The organism is Haematobacter genomosp. 1 (assembly GCF_002196855.1).
In the GTDB taxonomy this organism is placed as follows: Bacteria; Pseudomonadota; Alphaproteobacteria; order Rhodobacterales; family Rhodobacteraceae; genus Haematobacter.
Window position 1 is genome coordinate 30775 of the sequence record NZ_NIPW01000017.1, and the last position, 15734, is coordinate 46508.

18 protein-coding genes and 1 pseudogene are annotated in these 15734 nt (G+C 61.2%); 4 read left to right on the plus strand and 15 right to left on the minus strand.

Annotation, left to right across the window (positions count from 1 at the left end; translation table 11 throughout):
* Nucleotides 1-88: 88 nt before the first annotated feature.
* The 11 genes and pseudogenes from bioB to repA all read right to left on the minus strand — a co-directional run bounded on the left by bioB (nucleotide 89) and on the right by repA (nucleotide 9085).
* The gene (gene bioB / locus CDV49_RS11010; RefSeq protein WP_035714096.1) at nucleotides 89-1108 is read right to left on the minus strand and encodes a biotin synthase BioB; all 1020 of its coding nucleotides are present in this window, start codon (nucleotides 1106-1108) and stop codon (nucleotides 89-91) included.
* A 2-nt stretch (nucleotides 1109-1110) separates the two neighbouring features.
* Complete coding sequence (locus CDV49_RS11015; RefSeq protein ID WP_035714005.1) at nucleotides 1111-1674, minus strand: biotin transporter BioY; 564 nt, start codon at nucleotides 1672-1674, stop codon at nucleotides 1111-1113.
* Nucleotides 1675-1782: 108 nt separating this feature from the next.
* Nucleotides 1783-2406: a GntR family transcriptional regulator gene (locus tag CDV49_RS11020; protein WP_084684238.1), complete on the minus strand. Its 624-nt coding sequence runs from the start codon at nucleotides 2404-2406 to the stop codon at nucleotides 1783-1785.
* Between the two features lie 179 nt (nucleotides 2407-2585).
* A pseudogene (locus tag CDV49_RS11025) lies at nucleotides 2586-2771 on the minus strand (PHP domain-containing protein); the annotation flags it as partial.
* Complete coding sequence (locus tag CDV49_RS20990; RefSeq protein WP_306424946.1) at nucleotides 2771-3301, minus strand: hypothetical protein; 531 nt, start codon at nucleotides 3299-3301, stop codon at nucleotides 2771-2773. The pseudogene CDV49_RS11025 and the gene CDV49_RS20990, both read right to left, overlap by 1 nt.
* 92 nt (nucleotides 3302-3393) lie before the next feature.
* Nucleotides 3394-3936: a Y-family DNA polymerase gene (locus tag CDV49_RS20995; protein ID WP_306424947.1), complete on the minus strand. Its 543-nt coding sequence runs from the start codon at nucleotides 3934-3936 to the stop codon at nucleotides 3394-3396.
* A gap of 234 nt (nucleotides 3937-4170) precedes the next feature.
* Nucleotides 4171-4770, minus strand: a complete 600-nt coding sequence (locus tag CDV49_RS11035; protein WP_051911372.1) for an ImuA family protein — start codon at nucleotides 4768-4770, stop codon at nucleotides 4171-4173.
* Nucleotides 4754-5434 carry an SOS response-associated peptidase gene (locus CDV49_RS11040; protein ID WP_035714009.1) on the minus strand — a complete coding sequence of 227 codons (681 nt, stop codon included), beginning with the start codon at nucleotides 5432-5434 and terminating at the stop codon, nucleotides 4754-4756. Before CDV49_RS11040 ends, CDV49_RS11035 begins: the two co-directional genes overlap by 17 nt.
* 106 nt (nucleotides 5435-5540) lie before the next feature.
* Complete coding sequence (locus CDV49_RS11045; RefSeq protein ID WP_051911374.1) at nucleotides 5541-6752, minus strand: helix-turn-helix domain-containing protein; 1212 nt, start codon at nucleotides 6750-6752, stop codon at nucleotides 5541-5543.
* Nucleotides 6753-6935: 183 nt separating this feature from the next.
* Nucleotides 6936-7901, minus strand: a complete 966-nt coding sequence (gene repB / locus CDV49_RS11050) for a plasmid partitioning protein RepB (RefSeq protein ID WP_035714011.1) — start codon at nucleotides 7899-7901, stop codon at nucleotides 6936-6938.
* Nucleotides 7901-9085 carry a plasmid partitioning protein RepA gene (gene repA / locus CDV49_RS11055; RefSeq protein ID WP_035714014.1) on the minus strand — a complete coding sequence of 395 codons (1185 nt, stop codon included), beginning with the start codon at nucleotides 9083-9085 and terminating at the stop codon, nucleotides 7901-7903. Before repA ends, repB begins: the two co-directional genes overlap by 1 nt.
* Before the next feature lie 336 nt (nucleotides 9086-9421).
* Between repA and CDV49_RS11060 the strand changes: the two genes are divergently transcribed.
* Nucleotides 9422-9913 (plus strand): ParB/RepB/Spo0J family partition protein, encoded by a 492-nt coding sequence (locus CDV49_RS11060; protein WP_158212556.1) that lies wholly within the window; start codon nucleotides 9422-9424, stop codon nucleotides 9911-9913.
* Nucleotides 9914-9951: 38 nt separating this feature from the next.
* The gene (locus CDV49_RS20185) at nucleotides 9952-10218 is read left to right on the plus strand and encodes a hypothetical protein (RefSeq protein ID WP_131389347.1); all 267 of its coding nucleotides are present in this window, start codon (nucleotides 9952-9954) and stop codon (nucleotides 10216-10218) included.
* A 19-nt stretch (nucleotides 10219-10237) separates the two neighbouring features.
* On the opposite strand, the gene CDV49_RS11070 is transcribed toward CDV49_RS20185, so the two are convergent.
* On the minus strand, nucleotides 10238-11296 hold the full coding sequence (locus CDV49_RS11070; RefSeq protein ID WP_226937282.1) for a site-specific integrase: 1059 nt from the start codon (nucleotides 11294-11296) through the stop codon (nucleotides 10238-10240).
* A gap of 344 nt (nucleotides 11297-11640) precedes the next feature.
* Here CDV49_RS11070 and CDV49_RS11075 point away from each other — a divergent pair, with 344 nt between their 5' ends.
* Together CDV49_RS11075 and scpB are read left to right on the plus strand one after the other, a co-directional pair.
* On the plus strand, nucleotides 11641-12486 hold the full coding sequence (locus CDV49_RS11075; protein ID WP_169743202.1) for a DUF1403 family protein: 846 nt from the start codon (nucleotides 11641-11643) through the stop codon (nucleotides 12484-12486).
* Nucleotides 12487-12488: 2 nt separating this feature from the next.
* Entirely contained in the window at nucleotides 12489-13124 is a 636-nt protein-coding gene (gene scpB, locus CDV49_RS11080; protein ID WP_211253711.1) for an SMC-Scp complex subunit ScpB, read from the plus strand.
* A gap of 26 nt (nucleotides 13125-13150) precedes the next feature.
* On the opposite strand, the gene CDV49_RS11085 is transcribed toward scpB, so the two are convergent.
* From CDV49_RS11085 to CDV49_RS11095, 3 genes are all read right to left on the minus strand, one after another.
* Entirely contained in the window at nucleotides 13151-13813 is a 663-nt protein-coding gene (locus CDV49_RS11085; protein WP_035714437.1) for a hypothetical protein, read from the minus strand.
* Nucleotides 13814-14116: 303 nt separating this feature from the next.
* Nucleotides 14117-14422 (minus strand): GIY-YIG nuclease family protein, encoded by a 306-nt coding sequence (locus tag CDV49_RS11090; protein WP_084684252.1) that lies wholly within the window; start codon nucleotides 14420-14422, stop codon nucleotides 14117-14119.
* Nucleotides 14423-14479: 57 nt separating this feature from the next.
* Complete coding sequence (locus CDV49_RS11095; protein ID WP_035714442.1) at nucleotides 14480-15733, minus strand: cytochrome P450; 1254 nt, start codon at nucleotides 15731-15733, stop codon at nucleotides 14480-14482.
* Nucleotide 15734: the final 1 nt, after the last annotated feature.

Below are 15734 nucleotides of genomic sequence, written 5' to 3' on the forward strand. Positions count from 1 at the left end.
CCCGGAGATTACGCCGCCAGCCAATTTCCACCACTTCCGAGACACGACCAAGCTGCGAGGGCGAATACGGTCGCCCTCGCAGCCAACTTCACGCCTCGGCGCGGGTCTGGTGACTGGGGTTTTCTTTCGAACTCAGATCGCCCGCTCTGAATGGAGTAGAAATCGCCGCGATGAGCTCTGCGTCCTCGCCGATGCCCGCATTTGGTGTAGTCAGCAGAGTGTCGCCGTAAAAGATCGAGTTCGCACCGGCGATCAAGCACAGGATCTGTGCCTCGCGGTTCAAGCTCGAGCGCCCTGCCGACAGCCGCACAATCGAGGCGGGCATCACCAGTCTGGCAGTGGCGACCATACGGACCAGTTCCAGCGGGTCGATGGGGGCCCGTCCGGCCAGCGGCGTTCCCGCGACCGGCACCAACGCATTGATCGGCACGCTTTCCGGATGCGGCACCATCGTCGCCAGCGTCTGCAACATCGAGGCGCGATCCCGCACGCTCTCGCCCATGCCAATGATACCGCCACAGCAGAGCTCGATGCCGTAACTACGCACCGTCGCCAGCGTATCCAGTCGGTCCTGATAGGTGCGGGTGGTGATGATCTTGCCGTAGAATTCGGGGCTGGTGTCGAGGTTGTGGTTATAGGCCGTGAGGCCAACCTCTGCGAGGCGCTCGGCCTGATGGGGTTTGAGCATGCCGAGGGTGACACAGGCCTCCATCCCGAGCGCCCTGACCCCCGCCACCATCTCGACCACGGCGTCGAAATCGCGACCGTCGCGCACCTGTCGCCAAGCCGCCCCCATGCAGAAACGCTCCGCCCCGGCACTACGCGCGGTGGCGGCCATGTCGATAACTTTCGCCGGATCCATAAGACGCTCACGGGTCAGCTCCACATCGCGGTGATGCGCCGATTGCGGACAATAGGCACAGTTCTCAGGGCAACCGCCAGTCTTGATCGACAGCAGGCTGGCCTTCTGCAGGCGGTTCGGGTCGTGGTGCGCGCGATGCGCGGCATTCGCCATCCCGACAAGCTCGAGCAGGGGCAGCTCATGCAGTGCAAGGATTTCATCGGTTTTCCAGTCGTGGCGCAGCGCACTGCTTGCGGATGTATCCAGCCTCACTTGAGCCCCCGCAGTCGCGCCATCCCCTGAGCCGCAAGCCCTACAACAGCGATCTTGGCGAGATCTCCGGCGAGGAAGGGCAGGACTCCGACGGCCATAAGCTGCTCCGATGGCACAAAGGCCGACAGCCAGATCAGGCCAAACCCGTAGACCACGCCAAGCCCGGTCAGCATCGCAAATGTCTGGCCAAGCCAACCCCGTCCCACAGCTAGCCATCCGGTTACGCCCGAGGCGAGCAGATAGCCGACAAGGTAGCCGCCGGTTGGACCGGCAATATAGGTCAGACCCAGACCGCGCGCAGGCGAGCCCGCGAATACCGGCAAGCCGGCGGCACCCGCCGCGAAATATACGGCGAAGATAGCCACTGCCATGCGCGGGCCGAGCAGGAGGGCAAAGGCCATGACCGCCATCGTGTGCAATGTCATCGGGACCGGCCAGAACGGGATTTGCACCTTGGCAGAAATCGTCATCAACGTGACGCCCGCAATGCCGATGGCCAGCGGGCGAAATACGCGGGCCAGGGGCGTTACAGTGCCAGAATACGGTGTGATTGTGGGCATTGGACCCTCCAAATTATCTATAATATGACGAATCCGTCGTTGCATAGGCACATGGATGGGGGTCTTCTGCAAGACCCCTCGCACTATTATAGATAATTATCGGAGCAGCTATCGCCCCCTTGGCCCCGTCCACTGCACATGGCGCGCAAGTATGGCGCAAGCGTTCATGGTGTCGCCAGCGCGAAGAGCGGCCAGGATAGCGCGGTGATCGCGATCGGTTGGGGCTTCCCATTCTGCCCGCCAGCCCGAAAACAGAAAGCGCGCGCTGGCGGCATGCAGATCATCAATACTGCGCATCAGGCGCGGCATATCGCAGGGCTCGAGGATCAGCCGATGAAAGCGCCGGTTGGCTTCCTCCCAACTCTGCACATCTGGGGCGTGGTCACCAACCCGCGTTGCTTCCTCAGCTTTATCAAGAATTGCCTTGGTCAGATTGGGCGCAGCATTGCGGAGCGCCATTGTCTCAAGTGCCGCGCGCATTCCAGCGACCTCTCTGACCTCCTTGGGGCTGAAGCCGGCAACCCGCACGCCACGACGCGGCTCGCTGATGGCAAGTCCCTGCGCCTCCAGGCGACGAAACGCCTCTCGCACAGGGACATGGCTGGCGCCAAATTCTGTGGCGATGTGATCCTGACGCAGTTTGTCGCCGGCACAAAGCGTGCCTGCAATAATCCGATCTGCAAGGATGCGGCTGATTTTGTCAGCCAAGGTTTCTTTGGTACTATCCGTCATTAATTATAGATAAAATGAGATTCTCACTTTGTCGATGGTCTTCACAAGGCAGAATCGTCTAGGCCGCCAGATCGGTAGGCAGCGCCCCCATTCCACCTTGCTGTCGGACAACATGAGCCGCGCTCCTGGGATCGGCCAGGGCAACGAGGCCCCTGTCCAATAGGATTTTGGCCCGCTTCCTCAGCGACACGCGCCAGTTCCTTCAGCGCCGAGAATGCCCGCACCACCCCGGCGACGGAGTTCCGATCGGTGATGGTGATGGCCGCAAAGCCAAGCTCGGCCGCGCGCTTCACCAGTTCCTCGGGATGCGAGGCACCACGCAGGAAGGTGAAGTTCGAGGTGACGCAAAGCTCGGCGTGAGGAATCACAGGAACACCCCCTGCGCATACCAGTTCCGAGATCCGGATTGTGGGGTGCGGAACAGCCAGAGCCGCGGCCCCTCATTGGTCTCTATCCGCCAATAGTCCCGCACACCGCTGCGCCATGCCGGATCATCGAACCACCATTCCGGGGTGATCTGCTCGGGGCCATGCGCCCGAAGGGTGGTGAAACCCATCCGGCGCCAGCTGAAGCGGGCGGGAGGGCTGCCAGAGACCTGGGCCAGAGCTTCCGCCGGGAAGAGGGTGATGGGACGGCGGGGGCGGCGTTTCGGGGGAAACGCTTCCGATGCCGTATAGGCAGCAGGGACGGTCAGGAAGCTGCGTTCTGGAATGCGACTGCTGGCGGGCAGAAAACGCTGCACCGCATCGAAACCCAGCCGGTTGCCGATCCGCGAGATCAGGTCGGAAAGCTCATCCTCCGCACGCGCCTGCGCGTTGCCGATCTGCTCGGGAGCCAGCGGTTCGGTCACCGTGGCGGAGAGGCGCAGCCCGTCGATCCCGAAGCCGGAATCCACCTTATCCCCCCCCTTGAGGAACAAGGCCGAGATCCGAGCCGGGTCCCGCATTGCGCGGGCTATACCGACGTTAACCAGGGCAGCCGAACGATCTACGCGTGCAGTTCCAGCCGGACAGCCCGGGCCCCCATCTGGGCCGATGTCAGCTTGTCGCAAAGCCGGATCAGAAGACGGTCCAGCACCCCCATCACATCGGCCGTGAGCCCGATCGGCTCGGGCAAGGTCATCCGCACCCCGAAATGCGGCGCATCCGCTTCGGCTGCGACAGGCTCGGCCTGGGTCCCAAGCGCCTGATCGAGACGGCGAAGAAGTTCAGCGCCGAACCGGCGCGCCAGTGGTGCCCGGGGCACAGCGGTCAGGTCGGCGATCTTGTGCAGTCCGAGGCGGGTCAGACCGTCGGCGACCGGAGCTTCAATCCGCAGCGCGCTCACTGGCGTCGGGCCCAGCCGAGAGAGCAACCCGCCTTCCGGGATCACCCCGCCACCACGGCGAGCAAGTGCCCAGGCTCCGCCCCGGGTCTCGGCAATGGCGCTTTTCGATGAGACCCCTGCCCTTTCGAGACGAGCCTCAAGATCGGCCAGAAGCACGACCTCGCCACCGAAGAGATGCGGCCCGCCCGAAACATCGACGATCAACCCATCCGTTCCGTCTTTCGCGGCATGAGGCCCGTAACGGCTGGCCCACCTCCGCAGGCCTTCAAGCGCCCTGCCCTCCCGGATCAGATCGGCGGGCCGCGTGGAGAGCGAGGGCACACCGCACGCGCATCGGTCAGCGGCATGCCAGGGTGGAGCCCGACGGCGCTTGCGGTGCTGTTGAGGCAATGCAGATGTTCCGCGTTCGACGCCCGGAGCGTCAACGCGAAAGGCCCCTCAACGGGGCGGACCCTCAGGCTGATGTCGCTCGCCAGCCTGGGGAACCAGATGGACAGCAGCCGTCGTGCCATTCCAACTCACATCATAGATTCCGATTGTTCCTCTTTTGTTCTTATTAAGGATCCAGCGATGACGAGTCGAGTCCAGAGGCGAGGGTAGCGGATCACATTTCCAGCGGGTCTCGGCGGCACTGCTTCCCCTGCCCTCCTGGATCAGCATCAGGCCAGTGGTGCCTCCGGCCTCGGCTGCCAGCTGGAGCCGCCTGCCCGCGGTCAGTGAGATTGGTTTCTCTGGAGCGGCGATCACCAAAGATACTGGCCGCGCCCGTAGCGCTTCTTCGACCGTCCAGAGCAGATCGGTCTCGCCCCTCGCCTCGATGAAGTGCAACCGCTCGGCAACACCGTCTGGCAGGGATCCCGGCATCGGCCGGTCGCGATCATGCGCCAGCACGATCCAGAAGACCGGCCCTGGCAATCTCGTGGTCTGGAACAGCGCAAAGCCGGTTCGGCCCCGGCCCTCGACTTCGTGGACGCGGCCCTTCACCAGGTGAAGCAAATCATCACTTCCAGCCTGCAGACGGTCACGCAGGTTCCGCACGTGTGCCCTCGGCGGCTATTTCGAGAAGACCATTGGCCAGCGGCCGTTGAAGCTTCAAAGCCTCGCTCGTATCCGCGGTCAGCCAGCAGCGCCATTCATCCGGGCGCGTGAGGATCACCGGCATGGCTTTGGGATGCACTGGTCGAACTGCTTCATTTGGCTCACAGGTCAGAAAGCCGAAGAGGTCAGTTGTCACCTCTCCCTCCTTCAGCTTTCTGACCGAAGTCAACTCGGTGTGGATGCCAGCGAAGAAGGCGATCGGGCGGTCCTTGCCGAGGGCAAACCAGACCGGGTTGTTGCGAGGTGCGCCGGGTCGGGCGTCGAGTTCGGAAAAGCTGGTGAATGGAACGAGACAGCGATGTTCCACGCCAAGCCATCTGCGCCAATGGGGTGAGCTGACATTGCGGATATTTGTGACGCCGGGGTCTGTGCGCTTGCCGGCCAGACAGACGGGTGGCGTCGGCATCCCCCATCGGGCCGTGGTCAAAGTCCAATCCCGTCCTTCACCGCGGGGAATGATCGGCGCGGCATAGTCGGGGAAGATGCCGGATGCAGGCGCGAGATTGCCTGCGGTATCGATCAGATCCTCACCGTCTTCGAGCACGCCCCGAAAGACCTGACGCATCGCGTCCTGGCTTTTGGTCTGAGCGTAAAGATTGCACATCACTCCACCTCGCAGCGTTTCCGCATGAGAACAATCAACGAACCTATCCGATTCCTCACGAACGGTCTATCCTGCTGTTTCAGGGCCACCCGATCACAGTCAGGGATCACGCCCGCAGGACGGATCTCACATAAGCATCAGGGTTGAGGATGGTTCCGATCTGCTTTGCCATGCGGTTTTCAAGCCTGAGAAGTTCCCAAAGCCCGAGCTTGCTTGCAGCGCTGGCGAGGATCTCCTGGCTTACTCTCAGCATGCTTCCGAATTCGAAAGCGATGCGTTTGGCCTCTTGGGCGCTTGTTGGCTCTTCATAGAAAGCGCTGACCTCGGTCAGGGCTCTCCAACTTGGAAGGTCATCGACTTCTCGCTTTCTTTTTTTTGTATCTGAGTCTTGCTCTATGTGGCGGACATTCTGTCCGTCAGAGGCGGGCTTTTGTTCGGTTGGCGGCAGGCCGCAAGTTTTTGCGGTGAGGGCCTGAAAGGCTTGGAGAACCGCTTGGTCTGGAGCGCGGTCCGTGGTGGTCTCCGCGCAGGATTTAGCATCAGCGGCTTCCGCTTTGGAGTGCAGGCGCTGCTCAACCTCTTCAACTTCGTATTGGACGACTGCTTGTGGGGCTGCATGTGACGAGAGGACAGCGGTCAGTTGCGAGAGAGCTGCCCGAGCCTCCACGAGTGTCAGTGAGGTACGCCGCACGAGGTTGCGTAGTCCGTCGATGAAGGTGGCGACAGTGTCGCTCAAGTGGAGTTCGGCGCAGGCCGCGCGAAGTCTGAGGATCTGGGCCCGCAGCCCGCGCAATTCGTCTGCCTCCTCGCGGCGGCGCAGGGCAAGGGCGAGCAACTCGTCGGACTGCGCGAAGAGGGGCGATAGGTCTAGCCCGAAGGCGCCGATCGGTTTGCCGTGCTGCATCACAGGGAAGCGCTTACCATTTGCACTGTCACGGCGCCGGATCAAGCCGGCGGCTTCGAGTGTCTCCAGATGCCGCCGCAACTGGCGGTCGGTGAGGCCCTTGGCGCGGAAGCACAGGGTTTCGTTGCTGGCATAGACCGTGAGCAGGGTGGTCGGAGAAACTGGCATTTCTCGGCCATCTGCGCTCTTGCAGGGAAGACAGCTCAACAGAGCGTCCAAGACAATGACCGCGCCTTGCCGGATGCCGAGATCGCGGCTGCATGTGTTGACCGCGGCCATGATGTCACGACGAGAGATAGGTCGGAATGCTGGCTGCAGGGTGATCGAGCCCATGCCGGGGAGCGAGTGCTCCGCAGATTTGGCACAGTTCGCCTGCGCCCCGGCCGCAAGGACCGTGGATGTGATGTGCTTCATAATGATCAGCAGACAAAACTATCCCGTTCGCTCGGAAGCGTTGCTCTTGATTCGTGATTCGGGGGCTGCTAGATTCAGGGTGTCTAATCGAGAATGCGCTTCGGCGCGGCAGCCTCCGGAGCTTCACAGCTTCGGGGGTTTTGTTTTGTTAGCCTTTCCTCCTTTCTGCTCTGCCTCGTTTGGTTATTCGTCGTCCTGCGGAGAACTTGATCTGAACTCCGCGTAGGATTGTTTGATGAAATCCTGAAGCCGGGTGTCCAGCCAGGAAGCGAACTCGGCAGTTGCTCCGCTTCGCTTTACGGTTAGCGTCACCGAGCTGCGTCCAGAACGGATCGTGACGCCGTCGACTGGGGTGCTCTCGGCGATGTCGTCATGTCGTGCACCGCGCTTTGTCGCCTCGCGAATGAGATGGTCCAAGCGCTCGTCGGAGGTCAGGCGTTCATTTGCGGTCCTCAGGATTCGATCAGCCGTCTTCTCGGTCAGCTTCCCAGCGATGAAGAGTTCTGCCAGCGCAGTCCATTTTGGTCGTCCGGACCTCTGTGCGGCACCAATGAGCGAACCGACGTCTGCAGGTACGGCCTGGGTGACTTTTGTTAGGTGGGAAAGACCTGCGGAGGACAGGTTAAGCACCGCCTTCGCTGTTGTTGGTTGATGGCCGGCATCGAGGATCGCTTGGGCGAACCGGGCCCGCTCATAGAAGGATAGGTTCCTTCGGGCAGCGTTCTCGAGGCCCTTAGCTATGAGCGCTGTAGCGTCATCCAGATCTTGGACGTTGGCTCTGACTTTAATGCCCAGATCACGACACGCGGCGAGCCGGCGTCGTCCGTAAATGACCTCGTAGCGACCTTCTGCCTTCGCCCGACGGATCAGTATTGGCACCTGCTGTCCCTGATCCCGGATGCTGTTCGTAAGGCTCTCGAGGCCGTCATTCGCTTCATCATCGTTTACAGCTGTAAACGGTGTAAGCCGGTCAACAGGTCCCCAGTCGTCGATCAAATTAGGTTCAATCTCGCGAATTGCGGCGAGAGATCCCTGCAGGGCGCCGAGTGCAGGCGCGGTGATCTTGGTCGACCGCTCGGATGGCGAGGTGGTGGAGCGCGCGATCGTACTGGCGATGCCTGTCATCCCGCTGAGTGATTTGCGAGCCATTACTTACGCCCCCAGGTTTGCCGGACCATCGTCTCGATCTCGCGGCCGATAGCGTCCATCGAGCCCCGAGCCCTGTCATATGTTGCCCTGGTCATATCTGAGCGAACTACCTCATAGAGAGACTGTTTGAGCATGGTCGCGTCACTGATTGCCGTGCTCTTGAGAGCGGTGGCTGACATGACGCGATCCTGAAACAGGGCCCGCATGAACGAGGTGATCTGCTGAGATGGGATGTCCGTGGGTTCATCGCGGGTGATGAGAAGCTTAAAGTGATCGTAGTTGAGCTCCGCGCCGGCATCTTCGATGACGCCCATGTAAGCACCTGCCAGTTCAAGGAACTGCGCAGTGGACGAAACGTCCAACATCGATGGGGTCATCGGGACAATTATCGAGGTCGCGGCGGCCATACCGGAAATCGTCAGGAAGCCAAGTTGCGGAGGGCTATCCATCAGGACCAGGTCGTAGTCAGCCTCGACCTGGGCGAGTGCATCGCGGATCCGGAAGTAAAAAGGCCTTTCGGGGTTGGAATGAACCGCGGATTCCGTCTCGAACTCTGACAGGACAAGCCGGGAAGGGGCGATCGCGAGCCCGGGGAAATAGGTTTGCACGATCACGTCTGCCATCGGCGAAGGGTTTTCATATTTGATCGCATCATAAATCGTGAGCCCATCGAACTCGATCTCGGGGCTGATACCACACATGGACGTCAGCGAGCCTTGGGGGTCGAGGTCAACGACCAGTACCCGGTAGCCTTGCAATGCGAGGTAGTGGGCAAGGTGGATCGTCGTCGTGCTTTTGCTCGACCCTCCCTTGAAGTTCATCAGCTGCCAGACTTGAAGCTTTTCGCCCTCCATCCGGCGTGGCAAGTAGTGACCCTTCTTCCGGGAGGTTCGCTCAAGAATCTCGCGCGCCTGCAGTATCTCCTGACCGGAGTAGTAGCGGCGTCCTCCACGGTTGGTTGCGGGTTCTGGCAGAACGCCGTCTGCATGAACTTTCCGCATGAACTGCCCGGAAACATCCAGCAGTTCCGCAACCTCTGGGGCCGAGAACTCGCGAAGTGTCTTGGTGTTGTCTGGAGCGAACGCAGCAAGGAGATGCTCCCTGATCGCGGCGTTCAGTCGCTCAGAGATGTCAGTAGCGAGTGCTGACGGGCGATCCGCGGATAGCGGTGTCACGGGAATCATCTGGTTGCCTCAAATCCGAAAATGTGGCCTTTTTCACGCCACTTGATGACAATGGCGGTGATTCACGGACTTATGTCAAGAGTTTCCTGCATATAGTGTCTATGCTGGCGCACAGAGACTAGATGCATGGCGAGGCTGCCCGAACATTTTACAGTTGTAAACGGTCGCCGCAGATTGCTGAGCTTCTAGGCATGGCTGCCGTCCTGCTGGGGTATGTCAGGAAGGCAAACAAGAGTAAGCGAATCTCCTTAAACCCGCCGCCTTGGACGTGGCCTCTCGACGTTTCTGGCCGCTGCCGAGGCCCCGCTTACCGTACCTGAAGGCTCCGGTGCTCCTTTGGGGCAAGTTGTCTCGGTCTCGAAGGTTTCTGCCAACCCAGATCAGCCCAGAAAGAAATTCGACAGCGAGTCACTGGCTCAACTAGCGGAATCAATCCGGCAGAAGGGAGTGATTCAGCCACTGGTAGGAAGACAGCTACATCAAACTGGTGGCTACCAGATTGATGCAGGAGAGCGCCGTTGGCGTGCGGCCCAATTAGCCGGCCTTTCGGTGGTGCCGGTGGTCGTCAGAGACTTCGACGATGATGAAGTGCTTCAAGTGGCGCTGATAGAAAACATTCAACGGGCAAAATTGAGTCCTCTAGAAGAGGCCGAGGCGTATCGACTGCTGATCTACCGATTTGGGCATACTCAAGAGCAGCTCGCAGATGCGATATCCAAGAGCAGGAGCCATATCGCCAATCTTCTCCGCTTGCTGTCGCTGTCTGAGCCAGTGCTAGAGATGTGTTGCGTGACAAGCGGCTGCCGAGGGGGCAGGCATGTGCGCTGATAACGTCGAAGCTGCCCATTGAGCTCGCACAGTAGGTAGTGGAACAAGGTCTATCGGTTGGCGAGGTTGAGCTTCTCGTCAAGCGCGAGGATCTGCGTCCAGTCGTGAAGCAAAACGTCGGCGGGCAAGTTCAAAATATCAGCCCTGAGCTGCTGCATCGTGTATCGATTGCCATGGGTATGCCTGTCGGCATCTCCCTGACGCGCGGTGGACGGAGAGGAAAACTTGTCGCAAGCTTTGACAGCACCGCTGATGTCGAGCGACTCTGCGAATTGCTCGAGCGTGCAGGGTCTCTGGAGCCGTAGTCGCATCCCGGACGTTTAGTTATAGACCTGCTGCTTTGGTCAGGTTCACCCTGAACCTATCGCGGCGGCGCTGATACCTGCGGGTCATCTCGGCGCTGGCGTGGCCGAGCTGCTTCTGGACATGACGCTCGTCGACCTCGGCTGAGGAGGCGAGACCGGCGCGAAGGCTGTGGCCGGAGAAGAGGGCAGGGCGGTCCTTCTCGGGCAGATCGCCCCGCAGTCCCGCTGTTTGAGCGGCCCGCTTGACCAGCCTTGCGACCTCGCGGTCATTAAGGCGGAACGCGCCGGGTTCCTTTCCGCCGCCGGTGACACGACGGAACAGTGGTCCCTGGCTGATACGCGCGAACTTCAGCCAGTCCTCCAGCGCCTTGACCGGGCAGGTTGCGGGTGACGACCCGCGACCGATCTCGACCTCGCGCCAGCCGGTTTTGCCGCGCAGAGTGACGAGCAACCCGCCGGGCAGAACCTCGATCCAGCCGCGCCCGTCCTCGGTCTGATCCCGGCCCGCGTCCAGCCCGGTGATCTCGGACCGTCGCAATCCCCCGGCAAAGCCGATCAGCAACATGGCCCGGTCCCGCAGGCCCCGCAGGGTGCCCCGATCGCAGGTTTCCAGCATGGCCAAAAGATCCTCGGGCAGGATCGCCTCCTTCTGGCGCGGCGGGGCGGCATGGCTGTTGCGGATGCCGGCAAGGACCGTCGCGATATGACGGTCGCGCCGGTCAAGGTTCAGGCCCCGTTGGGTGTAGGCCCAGACCAGCGCCGAAAGGCGGCGCTCGATGGTCGAGACCGCGTTCTTGCGTCCGCCAACCGATTTCGCGCCGGAAGCGCAGGCGGTGATATAGAGGCCGACGACCTGCGGGTTTGGCGTCAGCGCGTCCAACCCCTCGCGCCGGCCCCATCCGGCGAAATGCTTCCAGTCGGCAGCATAGGCCTTGCGGGTGTTGGCCGAACTTGCGGCCGCAGCATAGCCGCGCGCCCGCTCAGTGAGATCTCGCAGGGCAGGGGGCTGGTGGTCGAGCTGGGCAGGGGAGGGGGCGCCCCTCTTCGCGTCTTCCAGATCGGATGCCTCATCTGTCATGGCCATCTCCTTGGGCGGCACGCGCCGGCGTGTGCGCGCTGAGGCGCGATGCCGCCGGAAAAGCGCAGACAGAAGCTCGCGTTCTGCACGGCCTCGCTGGCGCGTCTTGGGTGGGATTTCGGGGCATTTTCTGGGTCCTGGAGCGCATTTCGCTATAGAAGAACATAATGACCGATAATGCAATCTTATTGGACATTATACACGCGTGACAAGCGCGGCGGATAAATCGAATTATACTGGTATAAAGCGCCGCTACTTGCTAGCCTCTCCGCATGTCCCGTGCCGTGAAATCTCCCCCGCCTGCCCCAATCCCTCCGGCCGTGCCGCGATGGATACGGCACGCCGTGGGCCGCGATAATCCTGAAATTGCAATGTTTTTTTCCGGAGCAGCGCTCGCCACTTTGGATCCCTTCGTGCGTTCTGATGATGTCGTTGGGATGCTCTGGCGCAAGCGGTTGGCGCTTACCGCTGCTGCGGCGATCTCAGGGTTTGAGGGTCGCCGGGAAGGGGAAGCCGAATTACGCGATGCCCTGGCTTTTTGTAAATCTGGCGATGACCCAGGTCCGGCCGGGCGGATGCTGATCGGCTGGCGTGCTTTGGGCGAGGCGCGGGCCCTGCGCTCGGCAGAATGGCCGGCGCGGCTGCCCGGCTTCTTTGATCTGTCGCCCGAGCCGGTATCAGTGCTCTTGCAGGACCTTGGAGCGCGGTTTGTTGGTCGCGCCCATCCGCTGCGCTTTGCGGCTCAGGCGGCCAGGGAGGTTCTTGCCCTGGGCCCGGCCTATCGCGGTCTCGCCCTCTGGCTGGCGGATGCGGCTTTGGCCCGGGCGCTTGGACAGGATCGTCCTGTGCCGTTGCTCGCGCCCCATCTGCCGCGTTCGGCTTTTCGTCTAGAGGGCGAGGCGTGGCTTGCTGCCTGCGCGAGCGCCTGGGGCAGGGGAGCGGTTGCGGCTATTGATCTCCACGTCGATCTGGCCCGCCGTGCCGATGCCTTGCGCGCGGCAAACCTGCGGCGGCCAGGAAAGGACACGGCCGCTATCATCACCGCCCTTCAGTCCGAGGATGCGCTGGCGGCACAGGCGGGGAAGGATGCCAGTGATCGTGCGGCGCGGCGCTTGCTCGGCAGGCTGACATCGCTCGGGCTGGTGCGCGAGCTGACCGGCCGCCCGACGTTCCGGCTGTATGGGTTATGACCATGGCCCCGAAATCATCTGAGCCGCTGGACACCGAACTTGCCGATCTGCCACAGGCCTTGCGCTGGCGGGAGTGGATGGCGCGGGTCGAGGCCGTGCTGTTCGCCGCCTCGGAGCCCATGGGCCGGGAGGTGCTGACGCGTGTGGTGGGCCGGGACTGTGCGCTTGATCTCCTGATCGAGGATATTTCTGCTGAACTGGCGGGTAGGCCTTACGAGATCGCGCGTATTGCGGGAGGTTGGCAGTTTCGCACCAAACCGCAACACGCGGCGGCGATCCGCGCTGCCCGCAAGGAGGGGGAAGGGGGTCGCGATTTAACCCCGAACGAGGCCCTCGTCTTGACCATCATTGCCTATATGCAGCCGGTGACCCGTGGTGCGATCGCGCGGTTGATGGGTCGAGAGGTGAGCCGCGATCTGATTGCACGTCTGCACCGTCAAAACTTGATCGCCCGTGGTCCGCGCAGCCCGGAACCGGGCGCGCCCTATACTTACGTCACCACGCCGGGTTTCCTGGTGCAGTTCGGGTTGGAGACCCTGCGCGATCTGCCCGATATCGAGGCGCTGCAGGATGCCGGGCTGCTGAAGCCGGTGGCCGATGTCGATATGGATCTGCCGATTGCCGCTGAGCAGGAATGATTTCACCTGCTCAGTGCTCTATCTGTTCAAGGCCGACGGGAGAGGAGAGCCGTGACCTGCTGCGTGCTGTCCAGCCAGGCGGCCACGTCTGGACGGCGCCATTCTATGATCCTGCGAATGCGCTGGTGATCTTCATGCAGATTTCGAGCGAAGATGGGCTCGTGATGCGCGATCCGGTTTCTCAGCTTCCGGACCTCGTCGATGTCATCGAACAATCTGGCGCGGGCTTCTGACAGCGTCAGTGCTTTGTCATATCCCGGAAATGTCGCCGCGAGGTGGGGATCCCAGATCCGAGGCTGCTGGCCTTTCAAGAACAGGAAGCGCCAAAAGGCGAACTTCAGCTCGGCGACGACCTTTCCCGCTGTGGGAAGCTTCGCTGCGCAGTCTGTCAGATCTTCTCTGGGCCTGTAGCCCCTCGTTGGTGCTGGGAGCGTGTAGACGAAACCGCGGTTAAGATGCCAGTTGCCTCCAAAAACCGCCTCAATCGCCTCGACTGCTCCGTTTCGGATCGACAGCTCGCAGTACTGTAGCATGACGTAAAAAGCGGCAGACACATCGGTGTTCCAGCAGTAGAGATCCATCGCCCTCTGACGATCGCCCGCGGTTTCACGCAGATAGGTGCTGAACCGGGGAGGTGACAGCACGGCCTCAAGCTCAAAAATCAGCTGGTTCGAAAATCGTGTCTGCATGGGACGTTGCGGTATAGTGATATTGACCAGAAGACCATAGTGACCTATCTAGATCAGGTAAGGCTTTGAGGTTCGCGGGCATCTGCCTTCCCTCATCGTCGTAAGATCTGCAGAAAGCCCGTCGCGTTCGCGGCGGGTTTTCTAATTTGGGCACTATGTGCGGACTGCCATGCTGTAGGTTGCGCCCTGCCTGCGATTTAGCAGGCAGGGCAAGGGCAGCGGCTGGTCAACGAGTTTTATAATCCAAACCGGCGATGTGACTTCAGAATTTATGCCGCCTTGGGAGACAGATGTCTGTAGGCTTTATTTGTCTGGCCGCAGGACGAGACTGGCCTTCCCTGGATCATAGCGAAATTCTGTGATCGTTCCGTCTTTAATCTTCTGAACGGCCTCATCAATCACGAAGAGCGGCACTAGGAACCATTCGCGCGGAGTTACGGGTCTTCCGAACCGATCGGCAATCTCGATATTGAGCTGAGCGTTTCCGAAAATTCGGTGGATGAGGTTCTCGAGCCGAGTCTGGTTGATGTTGTAGAGCTCATAGGTCGCTACGACCTCAACTGGGGCCATGAGGAATGTGGGCTGTAGCTGCGCACCTGCTATCCACATGGGAGGCGTTCGAGGCCACGAAGGATGCGCGGTCGGTCGATCCGGACGAGGGCGAAGCTACTGCCGAGGCCTGACGTTACGCATGATGAACCGAGATTTGGGCATGGGCGGCAGTTCTCCGGTTTCCAGATCCAGATCCAGATCCTGATCCGGCACTTCGTAGTCGATGGCGTTCACGAAGAAACTGCAAAACGCCTTCATCTGGCTGATCGCGATCCACTCGCCCGGACAACGGTGGTTCCTGTGGTGATCGCCACCGCCCTGCGGAATGAACTCGTAGGGAGTGACCTCCCGATCGTGAAACCGCTCGGGCCGGAACTCTTGCGGCGCGTCCCACGAACGAGCGTCGGTATTCGTGCCGTAGAGGTCGAGCAGAACCCTGTACCCTTTGGGAAAGCGATATCCGCGCCACTCGAAATCGCTCTTCACCCGTGCCGCAACCGCGGGAAAGAACGGATACAGACGGCGGACCTCTTGCACGAAAGGTTCGAGCTGTCCCTCGTCGTCCTTCAGCTTTTGCCGCCACTCGGGATGCCGATGTAAAGCATGCGCCGCCTGAACTATGAACACGGATACCGCGACGGTCGGGCGCAGGACATTCAACAGCTCTACGGCGGCCACCCTGGGGGTCAACAACTCCCCATCGAGATCGCGCCATGTCGCGATGATATGAAGGGCACTTTCCTGCGTCGGCTGAAGCTCACCATCGCGGACCTGTTGGATTAGCCGTGCTGCCCATTTTTCCAGGCGGTGGCGCGCCAGACGCGCGCGCCAGTGTTTGGGGCCAAGGGCCCCGGCGTCCTGAAAAAGCGCTGTAAGCTGCGCCCTTCGGGTCGCCACCTCAGCTTCATCAAGCGGCACCCTGGCCCAGGCGCAGACAGCTCTTGTGAGCATTTCGCGCACTTCGTCATAGAGGACGACCTCGTTCCTCGCCTCCCAGTCCGGCGCATATTTGTCCAACATGTGAAGCGACGTGCCCTGAAGCGCGGCGATCCGCTCGGTCCCCATGAGTGACATGAACATCTTCTTGCGGTGCTGGTGGGCAGCGCCGTCCAATCCCTGAACGCCGCCTTCGCCCAGCAGGGTCTTCTGTATGCGGCCCGGCATCGAGCCCGCGCGGATCAGTTTATCCTCGGAATAGAAAACTTCCGCTGCCGCCGCGCCGGTCATGCAGATCGTCTCTTGAAGGAGGATGCGGGTTTCGAACAGGTCTGTGTCGAGTGCGCGGCAGGTCTCCGAGATGAACCCATATGGGTTGCGCAGCAGGGCGAGTGTGCTGTCAAAGCCTTTCGCAGATGGTATGCCGAACATG

What these genes read in the sequence shown, in the direction of transcription:
- CDV49_RS11015 (WP_035714005.1), bottom strand. Translation starts at nt 1,674, where the DNA reads ATGCCCACAATCACACCGTATTCTGGCACTGTAACGCCCCTGGCCCGC.
- CDV49_RS11020 (WP_084684238.1), bottom strand. Translation starts at nt 2,406, where the DNA reads ATGACGGATAGTACCAAAGAAACCTTGGCTGACAAAATCAGCCGCATC.
- CDV49_RS11040 (WP_035714009.1), bottom strand. Translation starts at nt 5,434, where the DNA reads ATGTGCAATCTTTACGCTCAGACCAAAAGCCAGGACGCGATGCGTCAG.
- CDV49_RS11045 (WP_051911374.1), bottom strand. Translation starts at nt 6,752, where the DNA reads ATGAAGCACATCACATCCACGGTCCTTGCGGCCGGGGCGCAGGCGAAC.
- repB (WP_035714011.1), bottom strand. Translation starts at nt 7,901, where the DNA reads ATGGCTCGCAAATCACTCAGCGGGATGACAGGCATCGCCAGTACGATC.
- repA (WP_035714014.1), bottom strand. Translation starts at nt 9,085, where the DNA reads ATGATTCCCGTGACACCGCTATCCGCGGATCGCCCGTCAGCACTCGCT.
- CDV49_RS11070 (WP_226937282.1), bottom strand. Translation starts at nt 11,296, where the DNA reads ATGACAGATGAGGCATCCGATCTGGAAGACGCGAAGAGGGGCGCCCCC.
- scpB (WP_211253711.1), top strand. Translation starts at nt 12,489, where the DNA reads ATGGCCCCGAAATCATCTGAGCCGCTGGACACCGAACTTGCCGATCTG.
- CDV49_RS11085 (WP_035714437.1), bottom strand. Translation starts at nt 13,813, where the DNA reads ATGCAGACACGATTTTCGAACCAGCTGATTTTTGAGCTTGAGGCCGTG.
- CDV49_RS11090 (WP_084684252.1), bottom strand. Translation starts at nt 14,422, where the DNA reads ATGTGGATAGCAGGTGCGCAGCTACAGCCCACATTCCTCATGGCCCCA.
- CDV49_RS11095 (WP_035714442.1), bottom strand. Translation starts at nt 15,733, where the DNA reads ATGTTCGGCATACCATCTGCGAAAGGCTTTGACAGCACACTCGCCCTG.